Source organism: Pseudoalteromonas sp. MMG024, from assembly GCF_021654175.1.
GTDB lineage: Bacteria > Pseudomonadota > Gammaproteobacteria > Enterobacterales > Alteromonadaceae > Pseudoalteromonas.
In genome coordinates this window covers 37,987-56,218 of record NZ_JAKFZO010000022.1, presented here as the reverse complement: position 1 = coordinate 56,218, position 18,232 = coordinate 37,987, and the positions used below count along the sequence as shown (strand labels likewise).

The window sequence follows — 18,232 nt, the reverse complement described above, 5'->3', positions numbered from 1 at the left end:
TAATCACTATCACTATGGGCTGCACTGTAACTGTAAATTGCATAAGTTTTTCCCTTTACACAATACGATCGTTATTAAGCGTACCGACGCTAATTAGTTTGAATGGCGGTGTTTTGTTAATAAACCGTTAATCACCGAATTTAACCTTTAATCATTTTTACATGGTTATATTGCGTTCACTTTCCTTAGACTGACCGATGAAATATTGGCAATAAACAAAAAAGAGAACGCAAATGTTATCAATAACAGGGTTATCAAAAACGTACGACAACGGTGTAAAAGCACTGAATAATGTAAATCTCGAAGTGCCAAAAGGCATGTTTGGTTTATTAGGACCAAATGGTGCAGGTAAATCATCACTCATGCGCACCATCGCTACACTTCAAACGGCAGATGCTGGTCAAATTACCTTTGATGGTATTGATGTATTCAATGATCCGCAAAGTTTACGTAAACGCCTAGGTTATCTACCACAAGATTTTGGTGTGTATCCGCGTATTAGCGCGTATGAATTACTTGACCATATGGCGATTTTAAAAGGCCTAGAAAGTAAAGGTGAACGTAAGGAAGCTGTTGAGGGTTTACTGGCACACACTAATTTATTTCAGCATCGCAAAAAAGCGGTAAGCGGTTTTTCTGGTGGTATGCGCCAGCGCTTTGGTATTGCACAAGCATTGTTAGGCGATCCTGATTTAATTATTGTGGATGAGCCAACAGCGGGTCTTGACCCTGAAGAGCGAAACCGTTTTCACAACTTATTAGTAAGCCTAGGTGAAGAAAAAGCCATTATTTTATCAACTCACATAGTTGAGGATGTATCTGAGCTTTGCCCGAATATGGCAGTGTTAGCATCGGGTCAAATTTTACTAGAAGGGAACCCTATAGCGCTTACCGATCAGCTAAACGGTCAGATTTGGAAAAAATCGGTATCGCTTGATGAAGCACAAGAAATTGAATCGTCTATGCCACTTATTTCTAAGCGCTTATTTGCAGGTAAAACCATTGTGCACGTAATGGCTGAAAACCAACCAGAAGGCTTTGATGCAGCGCCAGCTAACTTAGAAGATGTTTATTTCTCAACGCTACTACAACACCGAAGTGCGGCGTAAGGAGGCGTTATGTTTTTAAAAATGCTCGCCTTCGAGTGGCGCTACTTTACTCGACAACCTTCGTTTATTGTTACGAGCAGTATTTTCTTTCTGCTGACGTTTTTTGCGACTGTATCTGAAAATGTGCAAATTGGCGGTGGCGGTAATGTGGTTTATAACGGCCCATTCTCTATTGCACAAACACTGCTAATATTGGGCTTTTTTGCCATCTTTTTGGTGGTGAACTTTGTTGCAAGTACGGCAACCCGTAATGAAAGTTCTAAAATGGCGGAGATTTTATATTCCAAGCCAATAAACCCTGTTAGTTATCAACTAGGGCGCTTTTTCGGCTCATTTGCTGTGGTATTAACTGTATTTGCGTTTGTACCGCTGGGTATCTTTCTAGGTACCACACTCGGTGCTGCTGCTGGATGGGTTGATGTTGAGCGACTAGGGCCAACGGTATTAAGCCATTACTTCACGGCATTCTTCTACTTATCAGTACCTACATTATTAGTGCTCGCCTGTATTTTTTACGCAATCGCGATTCGCTTCCGCTCAATGATGGGTGTGTATTTAAGTGCTGTAGCACTCTTTATTGGTTATAACGTGGCAGTGCAATTTGCCGGTGAGCCTGCATATCGCGAACTAGCTGCATTAATTGACCCGTTTGGTTACAGTGCTTTTGCTGAAGTAACCCGTTACTGGACAATGCATGAGAAGAATAATTCTGCAATTGAGTTAAGCGGTGTACTACTGCAAAATCGTGCAATTTGGCTGGTGGCAGCGATTGCTATTTTGGCATTGTTTGGCGGCTTTAAACGCGGTTTAACATTAACTAAAGTAAAAGCAAAAAAAGCTGAAAAATCAGCTGTAAATGACAGTTACACAGCAGCACTTGAAAACCGTATTAACATTAAAAATAGCCCGCGTATTAATACGCTTGCTCACCTTAAAACACGTACGCTATTTGAAGTGAAACAAGTGATATTCAGCGCGCCATTTTTGATTTTAGGTCTAATTACCTGCTTTATGTTAATGGCGCCTCTGTTCGACCCACAAGGCATGTTTGGCACGCCTAATTGGCCACTTACTCAAACTATGGTGCAATTAGTGGCTGGCTCTACCGGTTTATTAATGCTGGTGATATTAGCTTACTACAGTGCAGAAGTTGTTTGGCGCGAACGAAACTCAGGTATGGGCGATATTATTGATAGTATGCCTGTAAACAACATTACCTTTTGGTTATCTAAGTTCATTGCAATAGCACTTGTTTTTGTACTGCTTTATAGCTTTGGTACGTTTGTTACAGTCGCTAACCAAGCACTTAAAGGTTACACCAACTTTGAGTTGTCTCAGTATGCTTTCCGCTTAGGTTATATCAACCTTGTGCCATTGATGATGACAGTGGTGATGGCATTCTTCCTTCAAGTAATTAGCCCTAACAAATATGTTGGTATGCTTTTGTTTATGGTGTACATCATTGGAACATTGGTACTTTCTAATTTTGGCTTTAGTCACCCAATGTGGCAATTTGCTGAAGCACCAAGTGTGCCTTATTCAGACATTAACCAATATGGTCACTTCTTAACGGCACATAACTGGTTTATGTTGTATTGGTTAGGTGCAAGTTTAGTTTTAGGTGCATTGAGCTATGCACTTTGGCATCGTGGCCCTGAGCAACCATTAAAAGCGCGTATCAAGCTGGTGCCATACTATTTAGGTACTTATGGTAAAGCGACTGTTGCAGCTGGTTTAATTATTTTTATTGCAAGTGGTAGTTATATTTATCAGAACACCCGCGTATTGCATGTGTATCAAGAGCAGGATGATTTTGAGCTTGAACAAGCTAATTACGAAAAAACCTATGTTCAGCACAAAGAAGACAATATTCCGGTAATTACTAAGGTAAATATCAACGCTGATATTTTCCCATCTGAACGCAAAATCGAAGCGACCGCCAATATTGAATTTACTAATGTGGGCGATATGGCTATTGAGAAGTTTATGGTGCATAAACCGCGATATACCGAACAGTACTCAGTAGAGTTAGCTGGTGGCACATTAGGTGAATTAGATAAAACCTACAGCCTTGCATGGTTTACTTTTGATAAACCACTTCAGCCAGGTGAAACGCGCAGCGGTAAGTTAAGTGTAGTGCGTGAACATAAAGGCTTTAGAGCAGGCAATGAGGACTTTACGTTATTGAATAATGGTACCTTTATTAACAACGGTGATTTATTACCTCACTTCGGTTACTACGAAGGCTACCAAATCGTTGACCGCCATAAACGTCGCAAACATGGTTTAGAGCCATTAGAGCGTGCCAATAAATTAGAAGACGACCGTTACTACAATGAAAGCTTCTTTGGTAAAGGTACAGGCTTTATCGATTTCGAGGCGACTATTTCAACGTCGGAAGATCAGTTTGCAATTGCACCGGGTTATTTAACTGAAGAACGAGTAGAGAATGGCCGCCGTATTTTCCATTACCAAATGGATGCGCCTATGGTGAACTTCTACTCAATTATGTCTGCGCGTTTAGAGGCGAAAAAGGAAAACTATAACGGGATTGATATCGAGATCTACTACCATAAATCCCATGATATGAATGTGGATCGTATGATTGAATCGGTGAAAGACTCGATTGATTACTTCACCGAAGCGTTTGGCCCTTACCAGCATAAACAAATGCGCATTATTGAGTTCCCAGGTTACCGCTCATTTGCACAGAGCTTTGCCAATACAGTGCCGTATTCAGAAGAAATTGGTTTTATTACTGACTTACGTGATCCTGAAAACATTGACCCTGTTTACTATGTCACAGCACACGAAGTGGCTCACCAATGGTGGGGGCACCAAGTGGGTGCGGCCAATGTACAAGGTAGCGCAATTATCTCTGAAGCATTATCGCAATACAGCGCGTTAATGGTAATGGAAAAGAAATATGGTCCTGAGAAAATCCGTAAGTTCTTAAAATACGAGCTAGACCGCTACTTACGTGGCCGTACTACCGAAGCACTGGAAGAAATGCCATTTATGCGCAGTGAAAACCAGCAGTACATTCACTATCGTAAAGGCTCTGTGGTAATGATGTCGTTAAAAGACCGTCTAGGCGAAGAGCGTTTAAACAAAGCTTTGAAAGATTTCTTAGCAGAGTTTAAGTATCAGAGTACGCCTTACCCAACAACGCTTGATTTAATGGCATACATTTCACAAGACGCAACTGACAGCGAAAAGCAGTTTGTAAGTAACTTGTTTGAGCACATTAGCTTGTACGATTTAAAAACTACGGAAGTTGCAGTTGCTGAACAGCAAGATGAAAATGGCTTATACACAGTAACGCTAACCATTGATGCCAAACTTAACCGCGCTGACAGCAAAGGTAAAGAAACCGAAGTAGAGTTTAGCGATAAAGTCGATATTGGTTTATTCAGCGCAGACCCTGAGGATTTATCAGCGGATAACACCGTACTTTACTTACAAAAGCACAATATCAAATCAGGTGAAAATATTATCGAACTGAAAGTAAAAGAGTTACCTAAGTTCGCCGGTGTTGACCCATTTGTGAAGCTTATTGACCGCGATAGCGGGGATAATATTAAGAAGCTTTAATACTTATAATTCATATGTACTTACCAAGCCTTATCAGTTTTGCTGATAAGGCTTTTTTGTTTACTTGAATAACGTTATCCCGTAGTTTTGATTAACTTTTACTTTGAACATAAAGGGAAATTATGCGCTTTTTAATATGTTATCTAATGTTTGGCTTTTCATTTCTAAGTACATCCCTTAAAGCTGAACAAGTAGTACTGACAATTGTAGACCAGCGGTTTGAGCAACCATTGGAATTTAATGTGCAGTTGCCAAAAAGCTATTCGCAAAAACAAAACAAACGCTATGTGCTGATGTTTGACTTTCACCCTAATGCCAAAAGTTACTTAGCGGGTATGCATGATTGGATGAGTCATAATGGTGAATGGCCTTGGTTAGAAACCATTATTGTGACGCCTGCATATGGTAATCCGGTAGGGCGGTTATTTGATGCTACAGGCAAAACAACGCCTTTACTCGATTTTTTTGAAGCCCAATTAGTGCCAGAAATTGATAAACAATACCGTACTAACTGCTTTCGCATTTTTAGTGGCTTTAGGGTGAATGGTTCGGTGGTGCTTTCAAGCTTAGTGAATAAACCAAACTTGTTTAATGCACATATTGTAATTAGCCCAGAAATCACACTAGAGCGTGTCAATATTTTAAAGGGTTATGGTAAGAAAATAGCCAAGCTAAATGATAAACCACGTTATTTACTGTTTACCCATGGCGAAACCATAAAAGAAGATCATCAACAGCATAGATATTCACAATTAAAAGAAGAAATTAGTGCAAACGCGCCTGCATCATTACAATGGCAATATCAAAATTATAAAGAACATTATTTTATGTCGTTGCCGGTGTTATCTACTGCGTATAGCATAGAGCAGATCTTTGATGAGATTCATAACGGCTTGGCACCTGAATCAAAAATAGCTAAGCAAGGTGTAGATGCGATTGTCGCGCATTATAAGCGTCTATCAACTGAAAAGTTTGGTTTTGAAGTATCACCAAAATCGTCAATTAATGCACTAGGATTTCACTTGTTAGAAACATCGCCAGAGCAAGCGATAAAGGTATTTAACCAAGCATTAGCGCTTTATCCGCAAGATGCATACGCTTATCACCATTTAGCCAAGGCTTATGCGCAAAGTAATAAATTGGCAAAAGCCATTGAGTTGCAAGAAAAGGCGGTGAGTCTTGCCGCGAATATGCTCACTTGGCATAAAAAGCGACAAGCAAGCTATTTGGCTGAACTTAAGGCACTGGCGCAAACACTATAAAAAGGTAATTTTAAATGACGTATTTATGGAATAACGGTGAGGCTATCGGGCTTCCTATTGGCAAAGCAGTGTGTGTGGGGCGCAATTATGTTGCCCATGCAGCAGAACTCGGTAATGAGGTACCTACTGAGCCGTTACTCTTTTTAAAACCAACAAGCAGTATTGTAAATGCGGCAGGGGAAGTGGCGTTAGACCATAGCTTAGGTGAGCACCATTATGAAGCGGAGTTGATGCTGTTAATTGGTAAACCACTCAATAAGGACAATATTGCAGACTATAAGTCTTGTGTCGCCGGTTTAGGTGTAGGGCTTGATCTTACGTTACGCGATGAGCAAGCAAAACTGAAAGCAAAAGGGCATCCGTGGGAGCGTGCAAAAGCCTACGACAAAAGCTGTTTAGTGTCGCGCTTTGTACCGCTAGCAGAAAATGATTTAACGCACAGTGAATTTTCGCTCTCGATTAATAATGAGCTTCGCCAATCTGGTGATACTAATTTGATGATATTTAAAATAGAACAACTACTTTCTGAAATTGTCAGGTATTTCTCATTACAGCCGGGCGATATTGTTTTAACGGGCACACCTGAAGGGGTAGGTAAGCTTAATATTCAAGATACGTTGAGTGTATCTCTTAATGGCGAAACGTTAGCAAATTGCACAATCGCTTAGAAAGCGGTTTTATTTCATGCAAAAAGATTATTTTTTCCTGAAAACGTATGTGAAGCAATGCGCTAAGTTTGGCCACACTTTACAATAAGCGTATCTAAATCAAGGGAATTATATGCACGAATTTAAATTACCGTCGTTTGTGGCTGGCTTTTGGCGTTTAGATGAGTGGCAACAACGCGGATCTTCTCTAACGCAATTCATTGAGCAACTGCTCGCGCTTGGTATAGATACAGTTGACCATGCTGATATTTATGGTCAATACCAATGTGAGAAACTCTTCGGTGAGGCATTAACACCTCATTTAAGAGATCAGCTTAAGATTATTACTAAGTGTGGTATTAAGCCCGCGTGGCCTGAAAATAGCTTTGCTGGCAAAACTGCACACTATGACTCAAGCAAAGCAAACATTATTGCCTCGGCAGAACAATCACTGCGTAATTTCAAAACCGATCGCCTTGATGTGTTATTAATCCACCGTCCTGATTACTTAATGCATGCGGATGAAGTTGCAGATGCCTTTTGTGAGCTAAAAGCGCAAGGTAAAGTGCTTAACTTCGGTGTATCTAATTTCACGGTTTCACAGTTTGAGTTATTGCAGTCGCGTTTAGACTTTAAGTTAGTAACCAATCAAATTGAAATGTCGCCGTTACAAATGGGGGCACTCGAAGATGATACGCTTAACTTATGCCAACAGCATCAAATATCACCTATGCTCTGGTCGCCTCTTGCTGGTGGCGGATTATTCGCTGAGACAGAGCAAGCACAACGAGTGAGAACTGCATTACACAGTGTTGCCGAAGAAACCGGGTTAGTCAGTGTCGATCAAGCTGCTTATGCGTGGTTGTTAACGTTACCATGTCAACCGAGCGTAATCTTAGGTACCGGAAAATTAGCGCGTATTCAATCAGCAGTTGCGGCAAGTAAAGTGCGTTTGAGTCGTGAGCAATGGTATTGCGTTTGGCAAGCATCAACAGGTCACAGTGTGCCATAACAATTAGCTTTGAATATTGTGTGCTGATTGTTAGTAGTCAGCATACTCTTACGAAACGAAATAAAGGTGCTGAAAGGCACCCTTAGTTGTAGCAAGTTGGAGTAATTTTAGTTTAAAGCATTAATACTGATTGCTAGAGTTCAAAGTCCATGGCAAAGCCCACATAAACTTTTAAGTCGTCATCTGCATCTAAATCTGTTTGCGCAACACCGAAAGTGAAGCCGCCTTTTGCAATGCTCACACCGTAGTCAATATAGCTGTCGTCTTCGCCATACCACTCTGCAACGGTATCACCCATCGAATTACCAATGTGGAATGTAAGCTCGGTTTCATTTAATACTTCAAAAGTTGCGTTTAGCTCTAGGTAAATCATATCTTCTTCTGAAGTTGCACCAGATTGTGCATTGCTAAGATAACTTACTTTACCTTCGAGCCAGTTCCAGCTTAACGCACCATAAAGTTCACCAAAGTCAATTGAGTCAACCGCATCAGGGTATGCGTAATACACATAGCCCACGTCGTAACCAAACTCACCCATTTCGCCAGCAAAGCCTGCGTATAAATCAAGTTCATAACCTGGCTTATCACCACCAAAGTCCACATTTGACGCCCATGTGCCCGCATAAAACCCTGATTCATGGCTGTAATCGATACCACCCGATACTTGAGCGTTGTCGCTGGTTTGCGTTACACCACGCCATAAGTAGTTTGATGAAGCTGCAGCATTAGCGGTTACTTCTGCATAACTTGCTGCTGAGAAAAAGGCGATACTCGTAGCAGTGAGAGTTGTGAGTAATTGTTTTTTCATAATAATTCCTAAAATTGTAGCGCTGAGTTAACCATCCATTAACAAAGTTTATGCCTAAACTGAAAAGTTCAAGAATATCAAAGTACTAGTAGGGAATTATGAATTTGGCTAGATGAGTATATGAAAATAATGCACTAACTCGGTGCGTGAAAATCACAAGGTGCACAAAAACTGCGCACCTTGTTTTGTGATTAGCCGAAAATAGTACGCATCAAAGTGATGGTTTCATCAACGCTTCGACCAGCAGCAACTTCTTTTACAATAGAATCGCGCATATTCTTAATATGTTGTGGCATATCTTCTGCTGCCAACGCACGATCAACCAATGCTTCAGCTGATTCTTTCCCGCGTTTACGGCCACTCGATCTTTCTGAGCTTGCGCGTTTCGGTTTATGAAGTGCTTTGTAGTAGTTGGAATTTTCTTTGGCATCGTCACTGTAATAAGCAAACCAACACGGTACTAATGCCTTGTACTGCCAAAGTGCCTGTTCTTCTTCGGCCTCTGGTGTTGCAGCAATAAACCAAGGTTGTTTATGAATCGCCATAACTATGTCATGCCAGTAACGGTCAAAGTCTTGGTTGTTTAATCTTACAAGGCCAAACGCTTGGCATAAAATATCAAGGCTTGCTGCTGTTACTGGGGTGAAAAAGTCAGGTCGACGCATTGCAAGTAAACGTGTGGCTGGTGCAAGAGTCGCTTTTTCATTATCAACGGCTGCAAACGCAGCAATATAACCACGCACAAAGTCCATGTAGTTTTCTAACGTGATATCGCCTTCAAGTGGAATATGATTAAGCGCTTCATTTAAGTCAGTACAGCTGGTGGCGATTACATTATGCAGTGCTTTAGCGGTTTTAGTTGATGCTAGCCATTCAACATCAAACTGGTAGATGCTGGGGTCATGTTTTGCAGTATGTTTGCCTGCGAACGCCAGCTTATCTTCTTCAATCATCTCAACCAGCGAGGTTTCACGAATGCTTTCAATATGCTTAAGCAGTGCGAGTTGCTCATCTAGCACAATGCGTTCTTTGTTGTGCTGAATTGAATCAAATACAACTGGCCAAGGCGCAATACGTAGCGTTTTAATTTGGCTAATGCCAATACCCGCCTCTAGCTGTTGCTGAATTTTCTTTAAAATTGGCAGCTGGTTTGGTTCAAGCAAATCAAAATTAATGCGTTTGCTTACGACATCAATTAATTCATAACACCAGCCGGCAAAGTCTTCTGGATGGTTACTTACTTTTACGGCCATTAAGTTAAGGCTAACATCTGGAATAAGTTTTAAAATGTTTTGGTAGATGTTTGCTTCCACTTCAGAAAGTGGCATTTTCGATGGCGACGTAAGCAATTTTTTCATAATTAGTAAGTGACCCCAATATAATATTAATAATGTCCTTCAAAGCGTTACGCTAAGCGGGCTGTGGATCATACTGAGATCTAATTTTGATGCAATATTGACTTCTTAAATTTCACGTCTGAGTAAACTAAAAACTTGAAGGTCATGGGTTTTATTTTTCCAAACGCCTTTTTCACGCATTACACCATCTAAATGAAAACCAAGTTTGGTAAACAACATAGTCGAAGCAGCGTTTTCTGGTAGTACTTCCGCTTCAATACGATTTAAAGAGGCTATATGGGTAAACATCCATTTTGTCATCGTGTTAATTGCATTTGATGCGAAACCTTGTTGCCAGAAATCAGGATGGATCTCGATACTAATTTTCGCTGTGCGTGTGCAAAAATCATATGTGTACCCACAACTACCAATAATTTGTTTGCGCGTGTTGCACTTTATTAGCCAACGATGCCCGTTACCTTGTCTGCGTATTAGCTCATCTTGATCAATAAGCTTTTTAGCTTCTGCTAAGTCGCTCATAACTGGTAACTCGTAAAATTCACATACCTTAAAGTTTGAAAAAAGCTGGAAAACAACTTTGGCATGCTCTTGCGTTTGTTGAACTAAGGTGAACTTGTCGGTTGTGATTTCAGGAAAGTTATCAATACTTAGATGAATCAGATGATGACCCCACTTTTCATAGCGTTTTTGCTCTACCAGACCAAGGTTCGTAAGTATTTTATGTGATGCAGTATTAGCAACATCTACTTCGCCAACAATATAAGAAAGGCCAAGTTGGTTAAATGCATATTCGAGTGCGGCACGGCTTGCTTCCATGCCCAGTCCTTTACCCCAATATTCTGGCAGCATGCGGTAGCCGATATCAGGTGCATTTAATTCGGGTTCATATTTTAAGCCACAAAACCCAATAACTTGGTTGTTTTCTTTAAGGACCAAGGCAAAGCGCGCATAGCCAACCTCGTTATATTCTTTTAACCAAATATTGTGAATAATATTTTCGGCATCGTTTAGGGTGTTTACCCAGCCTGCGTCTCCAGTATAACGGGTAACATCTTCATTACTGCTAAATTTGAATACGTGATCAGCATCTTCAAGCGTAAATTCGCGCATTAATAAACGCGGTGTTTCAATAAGTGTATTCATATTTTCTCCTTATCTGTACTGGTAAAAACTTTAATACCGATCAAAAATGCGATACAGACACAGTTGCAGAATATTTTTAGGGTACAGATGGCTGAGTTCAAATACCGTCAGTTATTTTCTTACTATCAACAGCTCATTAGTAATGGCGAATTGCTACCCGGCGATAAATTGCCCTCGGTTAGGGCATTGAGCAAGCGTCACGACGTTTCTATTAGCACGGCTACTAAGGTTTTGTCTGAGCTTGAAAAGGTGACACTTATACATGCAAAACCTAAATCGGGCTATTTTGTAAATGGCGAGAGTAAATTTAAAGCGCATAGCTATGGCAGTGATGTAATTTATAAGCGTGACTTACATGCTTTACCACTAGCGCAGTCGGTACAGTACTCGTTTAATGATGAATCTATTTTGCCGCTGTCCTGCACGGGCCCTTCGACCGTGTTAGATAATGAAGCACTGCTCAACAAGTTGCACCGTAAAGTATTAACGCAACGACCTTATCGTTTAAAGCAGGATAATTTTGAAGCAGGTTTACCAAAGCTACGAAGTACGCTTGCGCAACACTTAAGTTGCAATGACTTTTCTTATGCCAGTGAAAATATCTTAATCACGCATGGGCGCAGCGATGCGCTGAGCCTGGCTATAACCTCTTTGGGGTTATTGCAAAAGCGGGTTGCTATTGAAGCGCCATGCTCATTTTTCATAAACGCTAATATGGCGCAATTGCAAATCGACACTGTCGCTATTCCAATGCAAGCTAATTACGCCGATGAAATAGCTTTGCTCGATAAGGTGTATCAAGCCGAGCCTTTCAGTGCATATGTGTTTAATCCAAATTTTAATGACCCAACTGGACGCTTGTTGCATGACCAAGACAAAAAGGCATTGGTCGCATGGGCGCAAGCACGTGATGTTGTGTTAATTGAATATGATCGAGGGGAGCTTTACTTTTCTGGATTGCGGCCTAAATCGATCATGCATTTTTTAACACCGCAAGATAAAACACCTGCAATTAGCATTGGCGATTTCTCTGATACGATAAGCTTTAGTTTCTCGCTTGGTTATATGGTTTGCCATCAATGTATTGAATTATGCCTTTTTACAAAACATATCACGGTAGAAAAGCCTGATATGGCAAGCCAAATGATGCTAAACGAGATGATTAGCTCATTAGAATACCGAAAATTACTTACGCGATTAAGAAAAGCAATGTGGCAGCAGTACACTGAAACCTTGTCTATTTTGCAGCCACTAGTGGGTTACTTAGATATACCAACAATTTCCGGGGGCCCTTGTTTATGGTTAAAGCTACCTCATAGCAAAAGTTCAGAAATGCTCTTTAAACGATTAATAAAACACAATGTGGCGATTGCGCCCGGCAAAATGTTTTTAACAAATGCAGAATTTGATAATTATTTTCGCATTACCTTTGCCTTGCCATGGCAGCCAAGAATGGTTAAAGGGCTTAATACATTGGTTCAAGAAACCTTGCGATTTTTAGAGAGTTAGGTTTTAACTTTAATGCGCGTTAGCTATAGTAGCGTTAGATGTGATTTAAGGGACACACAATGAAAACTCTCGTAAAAGTTATTGGATTTCTACTACTTGGTTTAATCGCGTTAATTGTGGCTTTGCCATTTATTATTCCGGTCGATTTTATTTTCAAGCAAGTTACGCAATCGGTTGAGCAAACAACAGGGCGCACGCTCGAGATTAAAGGCGATAAAAGCCTGTCTGTATTCCCTGCGCTAAAACTGGAACTTAATGATGTGACATTTGCTAACTTTGAGCAGGGTTCAAAGCCGAATATGGCAGCTATGGAGCAGCTTGCGATTCACATTCCTTACCTGTCGGTTTTATCTGGTGATATTAAACTTGAAAAGTTTGTCATTAAAAATCCAGAAATATTGCTTGAGAAAATGCCTAATGGCGAAGTTAACTGGCAGCTAGTTAATGCGTCGGGTGCGACAGAACAAAGCAAGGGACCAGAACAGCAAGGTAAAGCAAAAAGTTTACCCGAAGGCGTTGATATTCAATTAGGCGAAGTCGCGATTTATGGCGGTAGCTTTACTTTTATCGATCATCAAAATAATACATCGCAAAAAGTAACAGACTTAGATTTAGCAATTCAATTACCTTCGCTTAAAAAGGACCTGAAAGTAGAAGGTGCCGTTACTTACATGGCCGAGAAATTCGAATTAGATGTAACACTTAACACTCCAGAAAAACTATTGTTAGGCCAAGATTTTACGTTAAAAACCGCATTTGATTCTCGCTTGGTTGCACTTACCTTTGATGGACTAGTTGCAAAACAGATGACTGATTTTAGTGGTAAGTTAGATCTGACGGGCGACTCGGTTAAAGCGCTTGCTAATTGGCAAAACCAAGCGCTTGCAGCGAAAGAAAATGCATTTAATAAATTTTCAATTGCGTCAGAAATGCGTTTTGCCGGACAAGAATTTAATTTATCTAAACTCGATGCCAGCTTAGATGACCTAGCAATTAAAGGTTCGGCAAAGGTGGCGTTAACAAAGGTGCCTAAGATTACTGCCAATGTTGATTTAGGTATGTTAAATGTGAACCCTTACTTACCTGAATCAATTGATGTGCCAGACGAGCCAACAGAACAAAACACCGACACACCAAGCAAGTCACAACCAATTGTGTGGGATGACAGTGAAATCGATTTGTCGGTGCTTAACAGTGTAAATGCTGATATCAAAATCGCTGCTACGGGCTTTCAGTTTAAAGAAATCAAACTGGGTGAAACTAAGTTATCGCTCAAACTTAACAATGGTACGGCACAGCTAGGTTTAGACAAGTTTAAAGCGTACGAAGGCGACGGTACGGGACAAGTAGTATTAGTGGCCAAACGTGCACCATATAAATTAAATACATCGTTTTCATTTGATGGTATTCAAGCAGAGCCTTTATTAACCGACGCGGTTGGTTTTGATAAATTAATGGGCAAAGGGTTATTAACCATTGCGCTTAATAGCCAAGGGCAATCACAGAAGCAGTTTATTGAATCACTGCATGGCAGCGTTGGGTTTGGTTTTAATGATGGTGCCGTTAAAGGCGCTAATATTGCTGCTATGGTACGTAGCGCAGAGCAACTTATTAAAGGCGGTGGCCTTGATGCAAAAGGACTTGAAAAGGGCTTTGATAACGCTGAAAAAACGGATTTTTCAGAGCTTGCGGGTAACTTTCAGTTTAACGAAGGCGTGAGTAAACAAAACGAATTGACCTTAAAAAGCCCATTGATTCGCGTTACTGGCAATGGTGATATTGATCTACCGGCGACAAAAATTAACTATCGTCTGGTAACCGGCATAGTTGATTCAATTGAAGGACAAGGCACGCGAGATAAAAGTACCGGCTTTAAAATTCCAATTCGTTTAAAAGGCCCATTGCATGATGTGCAAGTAAAGCCTGATATTGGCGAAGCGGCAAAAGACAAAGCGAAAGATAAGATCAAAGATAAGCTAAAAGATTTATTTAACAAGGAGTAGCCGTCCTTTGTTTAATCATTCGGTTTACCGAAAATATTAACAAAGACAGATTGTCTCTCGCATGCTTTGATTAGCGGGTTTGTAAAATGTTTATTATGCATTCCCGCTAGCGCTTGAAATCGCCTTCACATACCCCCATTAATCTTTCTCAGTAAATATAAATAGCACTGTACGTTTTTTGAACTCTTTGTTATTGCAAGGCTTTTTTTATCATTAGTTTAACGACTAAATTAATTAAAAAATAACCTACCACTTATTAGTGTTTGCTGGTACAATTGCCCGCCCTTGAGCTGTCGATGACACGCTTAATGGTGAACAAATAAACGTTTAGGTCGTGAATTTGTATGAATTTGCGGCAATTTTTAACTACACCGGAGCATATAAAATGATCCAAATGCAAACTCAGCTGGACGTTGCTGATAACAGCGGCGCTCGCAAAGTGCAGTGTATTAAAGTCCTTGGCGGTTCGCACCGTCGCTACGCAGCGATTGGCGATATCATCAAAGTTTCTGTTAAAGAAGCTATTCCTCGCGGTAAAGTGAAGAAAGGTGATGTTAAAAACGCAGTAGTTGTGCGTACTAAAAAAGGCGTTCGTCGTCCAGACGGCTCTTTAATCCGTTTCGATAGCAATGCGGCAGTAATCTTAAATGATAGCTTACAGCCAATTGGTACTCGTATCTTTGGCCCTGTGACTCGTGAACTTCGTAACGATAAGTTCATGAAGATCGTTTCACTAGCCCCAGAAGTACTATAAGGAGTCGATCATGGCAGCAAAAATCCGTCGTGATGACGAAGTAATCGTACTTGCAGGTAAAGACAAAGGTAAGCGCGGCAAAGTGCTTTCAGTTGTAACTGAATCTAGTCGAGTATTTGTTGAAGGCGTTAACTTAATCAAGAAGCACCAGAAGCCAGTTCCTCAGTTGAACCAGCCAGGCGGTATTGTTGAGAAAGAAGCGTCAGTAGACGTATCAAACGTAGCGATCTTTAACCAGGAAACTGGTAAAGCGGATCGTGTAGGTTTCAAGATTGAAGATGGTAAGAAAGTACGTATCTTCAAATCTACCGGTAAAACTATCTAATAGTCGGAGTATACGATGGCGAAACTGCATGAAGTATATAAAGACAAAGTAGTAGCTGAACTAGTAAAAGAGTTCAACTACAGCTCTGTCATGCAAGTCCCTCGAATTGAGAAAATCACCCTTAACATGGGTGTGGGCGAAGCCCTAGCGGACAAAAAGATTCTAGAGAACGCTGTAAGCGACCTAGAAGCTATCTCTGGTCAGAAGCCACTAATCACTAAAGCACGCAAATCAGTTGCTGGTTTTAAGATTCGTGAAGGCTATCCGATCGGTTGTAAAGTAACCCTACGCGGTGAGCGTATGTGGGATTTCCTAGAGCGTTTAGTCTCTATTGCGATGCCACGTATTCGTGACTTCCGCGGTGTTAGCGCAAAGTCTTTTGACGGTCGCGGTAACTATTCTATGGGCGTACGTGAGCAAATCATCTTCCCAGAAATCGATTATGATAAAGTAGACCGCGTTCGCGGTATGGATATCACAATCACTACTTCTGCGAAAAGTGATGAGGAAGGCCGTGCGTTGTTAACAGCGTTTAACTTCCCATTCAAGAAATAAGGGTAGGGTTATGGCAAAGAATTCAATGAAAGCGCGCGAAGCAAAGCGCACTAAACTAGTTGCTCAGTACGCTGAAAAGCGCGCAGCACTAAAAGCAATCATCTCTGACGTAAACGCGTCTGAAGATGATCGTTGGGACGCGGTATTAAAGCTTCAAAGCCTTCCGCGTGATTCAAGCCCTGCACGTCAACGTAATCGTTGTAACATCACGGGCCGCCCACATGGTTACCTTCGTAAGTTCGGCTTAAGCCGTATCAAATTACGCGAAGCTGCTATGCGCGGTGAAGTTCCTGGCCTTAAAAAGGCTTCTTGGTAATAGAATCACGGGAGTAAGACAATGAGCTTGCAAGATCCAATCGCGGATATGTTTACACGTGTTCGTAACGGCCAACAGGCTAAGAAGGTTTCAGTATCTATGCCTTCTTCAAAGCTAAAAATTGCCGTTGCAAAACTACTTAAAGAAGAAGGTTACATCACAGACTACGCAGTAGCTGGCGACGTTAAACCTGAGCTTTCTGTAGAATTAAAATATTTCGAAGGCAAAGCTGTAATCGAGTCTCTACAGCGCGTTAGCCGTCCTGGTCTACGTATCTACAAGAAACGTGGCGACTTACCAAAGGTAATGGGCGGTTTAGGCATTGCTATCGTTTCAACTTCTAAAGGCTTGATGACTGACCGTGCTGCACGTGGTGCTGGTATCGGTGGTGAAATCATCGGCTTTGTAGCTTAATCGGAGGGGAACTATGTCTCGCGTAGCAAAGGCACCTATCAATGTTCCTGCCGGTGTAGAAGTTACACTAGCTGGTCAGGATATCAAAGTTAAAGGTAAAAGCGGTGAGTTAACTCGCACTATCAACGCAGCTGTTGAAGTAACGCTTGAAGAAAACGTAATCAAAACTCTTCCTCGTGAAGGTTTTGCTGACGGCTGGGCACAAGCAGGTACTGCTCGTGCACTAATCAACAACATGGTTGTTGGTGCAGGCGAAGGTTACGAGAAAAAACTTCAGCTAGTTGGTGTTGGTTACCGTGCAGCAGCTAAGGGTAAAGTATTAGACCTAACTCTTGGTTTCTCACACCCTGTGAACTTCCCAGTTCCAGAAGGTATCACTGTTGAAACACCTAGCCAAACTGAAATTGTGGTTAAAGGCGCAGATAAGCAGTTAGTTGGCCAAGTTGCTGCTAACATTCGCGCATACCGTGAGCCAGAGCCGTATAAAGGTAAAGGTGTACGTTATGCTGATGAACACGTGCGTCGCAAAGAAGCCAAGAAGAAGTAAGGTAGAACGATGGATAAGAAAACAGCTCGTCTACGTCGTGCGAAACGCACTCGTAGAAACTTTATTGAACAAGGCGCAACTCGCCTAGTTATCCACCGCACTCCACGTCATATTTACGCGCAAGTTGTAAATCCTGAGGGTGTTGTGGTAGCTGCTGCTTCTACTGTAGAAAAAGCGATTAGTGGTTCAATCGAAGGCACTAGCAATGTTGCAGCTGCGCAAGCAGTTGGTAAAGCAGTTGCTGAACGTGCAGTTGAGAAAGGTATCGCTAAATTATCTTTTGATCGCAGTGGTTTTAAATATCACGGCCGTGTTAAGGCGCTTGCTGATGCAGCGCGTGAAGCCGGTTTACAATTCTAGGAGCAGAGAATGGCTAACGTAGAAGTAAAGCAACCTGAATTAGCTGAAAAGCTAGTTGCAGTAAACCGCGTGTCAAAAGTAGTTAAAGGTGGTCGTATCTTTAGCTTCACTGCACTAACAGTTGTTGGTGACGGCGCAGGTAAAGTAGGTTTTGGTTACGGTAAAGCACGTGAAGTTCCAGCTGCTATTCAAAAAGCAATGGAAAAAGCACGTCGTAACATGGTAAACGTAGAATTAAACGGAAACACGTTACAGCACCCAGTTAAGGGTCGTCACGCTGGTTCTAAAGTATATATGCAGCCAGCTGCTGAAGGTACAGGTATTATCGCCGGTGGTGCGATGCGTGCAGTACTAGAAGTAGTAGGTGTACATAACGTACTTTCTAAAGCATATGGTTCTACTAACCCAATCAACGTTGTACGCGCAACAGTTAAAGCTCTAGACAATATGAAGTCGCCTGAGTCAGTTGCTGCTAAACGTGGTTTAAGCGTTGATAACATCCTGGGGTAAGACACG

General features: G+C 41.4%; 18 protein-coding genes. 15 read left to right on the top strand and 3 right to left on the bottom strand.

Annotation, left to right across the window (positions count from 1 at the left end; translation table 11 throughout):
* Positions 1-233: 233 nt before the first annotated feature.
* The 5 genes from L1068_RS17975 to L1068_RS17955 all read left to right on the top strand — a co-directional run bounded on the left by L1068_RS17975 (position 234) and on the right by L1068_RS17955 (position 7,624).
* Positions 234-1,109, top strand: coding sequence for an ABC transporter ATP-binding protein (locus L1068_RS17975; RefSeq protein WP_237131323.1), 876 nt, complete (start codon positions 234-236; stop codon positions 1,107-1,109).
* A gap of 9 nt (positions 1,110-1,118) precedes the next feature.
* The gene (locus L1068_RS17970) at positions 1,119-4,703 is read left to right on the top strand and encodes a M1 family aminopeptidase (protein ID WP_237131322.1); all 3,585 of its coding nucleotides are present in this window, start codon (positions 1,119-1,121) and stop codon (positions 4,701-4,703) included.
* A 122-nt stretch (positions 4,704-4,825) separates the two neighbouring features.
* Positions 4,826-5,965 (top strand): tetratricopeptide repeat protein, encoded by a 1,140-nt coding sequence (locus L1068_RS17965; protein WP_237131321.1) that lies wholly within the window; start codon positions 4,826-4,828, stop codon positions 5,963-5,965.
* Positions 5,966-5,979: 14 nt separating this feature from the next.
* On the top strand, positions 5,980-6,633 hold the full coding sequence (locus tag L1068_RS17960; RefSeq protein WP_237131320.1) for a fumarylacetoacetate hydrolase family protein: 654 nt from the start codon (positions 5,980-5,982) through the stop codon (positions 6,631-6,633).
* A 112-nt stretch (positions 6,634-6,745) separates the two neighbouring features.
* Positions 6,746-7,624 (top strand): aldo/keto reductase, encoded by an 879-nt coding sequence (locus L1068_RS17955; protein WP_237131319.1) that lies wholly within the window; start codon positions 6,746-6,748, stop codon positions 7,622-7,624.
* A gap of 133 nt (positions 7,625-7,757) precedes the next feature.
* On the opposite strand, the gene L1068_RS17950 is transcribed toward L1068_RS17955, so the two are convergent.
* From L1068_RS17950 to L1068_RS17940, 3 genes are all read right to left on the bottom strand, one after another.
* Positions 7,758-8,432, bottom strand: coding sequence for a TorF family putative porin (locus tag L1068_RS17950; protein WP_038638906.1), 675 nt, complete (start codon positions 8,430-8,432; stop codon positions 7,758-7,760).
* A 191-nt stretch (positions 8,433-8,623) separates the two neighbouring features.
* Positions 8,624-9,790, bottom strand: coding sequence for a hypothetical protein (locus L1068_RS17945; RefSeq protein ID WP_237131318.1), 1,167 nt, complete (start codon positions 9,788-9,790; stop codon positions 8,624-8,626).
* 105 nt (positions 9,791-9,895) lie between these two features.
* Positions 9,896-10,933 carry a GNAT family N-acetyltransferase gene (locus L1068_RS17940; RefSeq protein ID WP_237131317.1) on the bottom strand — a complete coding sequence of 346 codons (1,038 nt, stop codon included), beginning with the start codon at positions 10,931-10,933 and terminating at the stop codon, positions 9,896-9,898.
* An 87-nt stretch (positions 10,934-11,020) separates the two neighbouring features.
* Here L1068_RS17940 and L1068_RS17935 point away from each other — a divergent pair, with 87 nt between their 5' ends.
* The 10 genes from L1068_RS17935 to rpsE all read left to right on the top strand — a co-directional run bounded on the left by L1068_RS17935 (position 11,021) and on the right by rpsE (position 18,226).
* Positions 11,021-12,442 (top strand): PLP-dependent aminotransferase family protein, encoded by a 1,422-nt coding sequence (locus L1068_RS17935; protein ID WP_237131316.1) that lies wholly within the window; start codon positions 11,021-11,023, stop codon positions 12,440-12,442.
* 59 nt (positions 12,443-12,501) lie between these two features.
* On the top strand, positions 12,502-14,445 hold the full coding sequence (locus L1068_RS17930) for an AsmA family protein (protein ID WP_237131315.1): 1,944 nt from the start codon (positions 12,502-12,504) through the stop codon (positions 14,443-14,445).
* A gap of 385 nt (positions 14,446-14,830) precedes the next feature.
* Positions 14,831-15,199: a 50S ribosomal protein L14 gene (gene rplN / locus L1068_RS17925; protein WP_010562266.1), complete on the top strand. Its 369-nt coding sequence runs from the start codon at positions 14,831-14,833 to the stop codon at positions 15,197-15,199.
* A 10-nt stretch (positions 15,200-15,209) separates the two neighbouring features.
* The gene (rplX, locus tag L1068_RS17920) at positions 15,210-15,524 is read left to right on the top strand and encodes a 50S ribosomal protein L24 (RefSeq protein ID WP_010562267.1); all 315 of its coding nucleotides are present in this window, start codon (positions 15,210-15,212) and stop codon (positions 15,522-15,524) included.
* 15 nt (positions 15,525-15,539) lie between these two features.
* On the top strand, positions 15,540-16,079 hold the full coding sequence (gene rplE, locus L1068_RS17915; protein ID WP_010562268.1) for a 50S ribosomal protein L5: 540 nt from the start codon (positions 15,540-15,542) through the stop codon (positions 16,077-16,079).
* 10 nt (positions 16,080-16,089) lie between these two features.
* A complete protein-coding gene (gene rpsN / locus L1068_RS17910; RefSeq protein WP_010562269.1) occupies positions 16,090-16,395 on the top strand; it encodes a 30S ribosomal protein S14 in 306 nt (101 codons plus the stop codon).
* Positions 16,396-16,416: 21 nt separating this feature from the next.
* Positions 16,417-16,809, top strand: coding sequence for a 30S ribosomal protein S8 (gene rpsH / locus L1068_RS17905; RefSeq protein WP_054980991.1), 393 nt, complete (start codon positions 16,417-16,419; stop codon positions 16,807-16,809).
* Positions 16,810-16,822: 13 nt separating this feature from the next.
* Positions 16,823-17,356, top strand: a complete 534-nt coding sequence (gene rplF / locus L1068_RS17900; RefSeq protein ID WP_237131314.1) for a 50S ribosomal protein L6 — start codon at positions 16,823-16,825, stop codon at positions 17,354-17,356.
* Between the two features lie 9 nt (positions 17,357-17,365).
* Positions 17,366-17,716, top strand: coding sequence for a 50S ribosomal protein L18 (gene rplR, locus L1068_RS17895; RefSeq protein WP_010562272.1), 351 nt, complete (start codon positions 17,366-17,368; stop codon positions 17,714-17,716).
* Between the two features lie 9 nt (positions 17,717-17,725).
* Entirely contained in the window at positions 17,726-18,226 is a 501-nt protein-coding gene (gene rpsE, locus L1068_RS17890; protein WP_237131313.1) for a 30S ribosomal protein S5, read from the top strand.
* The last annotated feature ends 6 nt before the right edge of the window (positions 18,227-18,232 follow it).

Bases quoted from the DNA above. Each gene is read 5' to 3' on its own strand.
- L1068_RS17975 (WP_237131323.1), top strand. From the start codon at position 234: ATGTTATCAATAACAGGGTTATCAAAAACGTACGACAACGGTGTAAAA.
- L1068_RS17970 (WP_237131322.1), top strand. From the start codon at position 1,119: ATGTTTTTAAAAATGCTCGCCTTCGAGTGGCGCTACTTTACTCGACAA.
- L1068_RS17965 (WP_237131321.1), top strand. From the start codon at position 4,826: ATGCGCTTTTTAATATGTTATCTAATGTTTGGCTTTTCATTTCTAAGT.
- L1068_RS17960 (WP_237131320.1), top strand. From the start codon at position 5,980: ATGACGTATTTATGGAATAACGGTGAGGCTATCGGGCTTCCTATTGGC.
- L1068_RS17955 (WP_237131319.1), top strand. From the start codon at position 6,746: ATGCACGAATTTAAATTACCGTCGTTTGTGGCTGGCTTTTGGCGTTTA.
- L1068_RS17950 (WP_038638906.1), bottom strand. From the start codon at position 8,432: ATGAAAAAACAATTACTCACAACTCTCACTGCTACGAGTATCGCCTTT.
- L1068_RS17945 (WP_237131318.1), bottom strand. From the start codon at position 9,790: ATGAAAAAATTGCTTACGTCGCCATCGAAAATGCCACTTTCTGAAGTG.
- L1068_RS17940 (WP_237131317.1), bottom strand. From the start codon at position 10,933: ATGAATACACTTATTGAAACACCGCGTTTATTAATGCGCGAATTTACG.
- L1068_RS17935 (WP_237131316.1), top strand. From the start codon at position 11,021: ATGGCTGAGTTCAAATACCGTCAGTTATTTTCTTACTATCAACAGCTC.
- L1068_RS17930 (WP_237131315.1), top strand. From the start codon at position 12,502: ATGAAAACTCTCGTAAAAGTTATTGGATTTCTACTACTTGGTTTAATC.
- rplN (WP_010562266.1), top strand. From the start codon at position 14,831: ATGATCCAAATGCAAACTCAGCTGGACGTTGCTGATAACAGCGGCGCT.
- rplX (WP_010562267.1), top strand. From the start codon at position 15,210: ATGGCAGCAAAAATCCGTCGTGATGACGAAGTAATCGTACTTGCAGGT.
- rplE (WP_010562268.1), top strand. From the start codon at position 15,540: ATGGCGAAACTGCATGAAGTATATAAAGACAAAGTAGTAGCTGAACTA.
- rpsN (WP_010562269.1), top strand. From the start codon at position 16,090: ATGGCAAAGAATTCAATGAAAGCGCGCGAAGCAAAGCGCACTAAACTA.
- rpsH (WP_054980991.1), top strand. From the start codon at position 16,417: ATGAGCTTGCAAGATCCAATCGCGGATATGTTTACACGTGTTCGTAAC.
- rplF (WP_237131314.1), top strand. From the start codon at position 16,823: ATGTCTCGCGTAGCAAAGGCACCTATCAATGTTCCTGCCGGTGTAGAA.
- rplR (WP_010562272.1), top strand. From the start codon at position 17,366: ATGGATAAGAAAACAGCTCGTCTACGTCGTGCGAAACGCACTCGTAGA.
- rpsE (WP_237131313.1), top strand. From the start codon at position 17,726: ATGGCTAACGTAGAAGTAAAGCAACCTGAATTAGCTGAAAAGCTAGTT.